The following is a 1,598-nucleotide window of genomic DNA, read 5'->3' as shown; positions in this document are numbered from 1 at the left end:
CATATACGTTAACTTAAGCTTTATCTGTTTAATTATCAGCCGGTTTCTTTTTTTATTTTGATTTTCTTTTTGAGAAATGATTCTTTTTTGATCACCCTTTTCAGTACAAAAGTATTCCTGTCTTCTATTTCCCATTCCAACTCTTCTGCTTTTTCTATATCACAAGACTCCGCCAGAGCTGCCGGAAAATTAATGTAGTAGGAACAGGTTTTTCCCCGCTCAACCCGTTGAATTTTAACTTTATATCCCATTGTTTTTTGGATTTATTAATAGTATATTTACTATTGTTATATTAAATAAAAACGTCTTTGAAACCTATTCCTTTTCTCGAAAATATTGATTTTTTTAACCTTTTTCATCAACTTAACATAAGTAATGACACACTCTTCGACCTTGCATTTGAGTCCCGGCTGATCAAACGTAGGAGGGTTATTGATCCGGCTGACCTTCTCCATGCACTTTGTGTTGAGTCATCGCAGGGCACTGTCAGCCACAATGATCTTGCAGCCAAAATTGAATCGGGATCCGGGGTATCGGTCAGTAAGGTTTCGGTCTGGAAGAAGATAAACGAGCATTGTCTGGTATTTTTAAAAAAAGTCTTTGAACTCGTTATACGCAACAAGTTTCTAAAAAATCCCCCTAAGCCGGAAACCCTTCTTTTCAATAGGATAATAGTGCAGGACAGTACTATTATCAGGTTGCCCCAGAGGCTGTTCGATGAATTTTCGGGTGTGGCCAACGGCTATTCAAAAGTCTGCAACTCCCGTATCCAGGGTGTCTATGATTTAGTGTCTGAGCAGTTTTTGCGCTTTTCTGTAGACTGTTACAGTAAAAATGACTCTGAGGCTGCCCCTGAGCTTGTTATTGCAGGCGGGGATCTCACTTTAAGGGACCGTGGGTATTTGATCGCTGATGAAATCCAGCGTCACATAAATATGGGTGCGGACTGCATTTACCGTCACAAGTTCAGTCTTTCAATACTTGACACTGAAAACGAAAAGCCCATTGACCTGCTGGCTTTGCTTAAAAAGAAAAAAAGTGTCGACATGGAAATAAAACTGAACAACAATTCCAAGACCAAAGTAAGGCTCATAGCTTTTCCCACAAGCGAAGAGATAGCGGGAAATCGACGGAGAAAAGCCAAGAAAGAAAACAGAAAGTCTCCCACGGCAGAGTATCTAGAACTTCTGGGATGGTCTATTTACCTTACTACCATAGCGAAAGAAACCGCAGACGCAGAGAAGATCTTCGTTTTGTACAAACTCAGATGGAGAATTGAAATAATCTTCAAGTCCTGGAAAAGCAACATGGCGTTTGACAAGGTGCATAATGTATCCAAAATCCAGCTTTGGGTTATAATATGGTCCAGGTTTATAATGATAACCATATGTTCACAAGTTATTTATTCTATCTGCCGACATACAATCAAAGCCAAACTGAACAAGGACCTGAGTTTGATGAAGGTCACACATTATTTAATAAGGAACCCACATAAATTAACCATGATCTTAATGGAGTTAAACAACAAACCAAAGGAACCATGTCCGACAATGAATATATTGGCAAAATACTGCTCCTATGACAAGAGAAAAAGAACT

The 1,598-nt window shown here is 39.0% G+C and carries 2 protein-coding genes; one reads left to right on the top strand and one right to left on the bottom strand.

Features of this window, described 5'->3' with window-relative positions; all coding sequences use genetic code 11:
- Positions 1–35: 35 nt before the first annotated feature.
- The gene (locus tag M3O96_RS21825; RefSeq protein ID WP_249725398.1) at positions 36–251 is read right to left on the bottom strand and encodes a hypothetical protein; all 216 of its coding nucleotides are present in this window, start codon (positions 249–251) and stop codon (positions 36–38) included.
- A 57-nt stretch (positions 252–308) separates the two neighbouring features.
- Between M3O96_RS21825 and M3O96_RS21820 the strand changes: the two genes are divergently transcribed.
- Positions 309–1,598: IS4 family transposase (locus M3O96_RS21820; protein ID WP_249725396.1), on the top strand; the 1,290-nt coding region annotated here is incomplete at its 3' end.

This window comes from Aquiflexum sp. TKW24L (assembly GCF_023502205.1).
Classification (GTDB): domain Bacteria; phylum Bacteroidota; class Bacteroidia; order Cytophagales; family Cyclobacteriaceae; genus Cognataquiflexum.
This window is presented reverse-complemented; position numbering and strand designations above follow the sequence as displayed.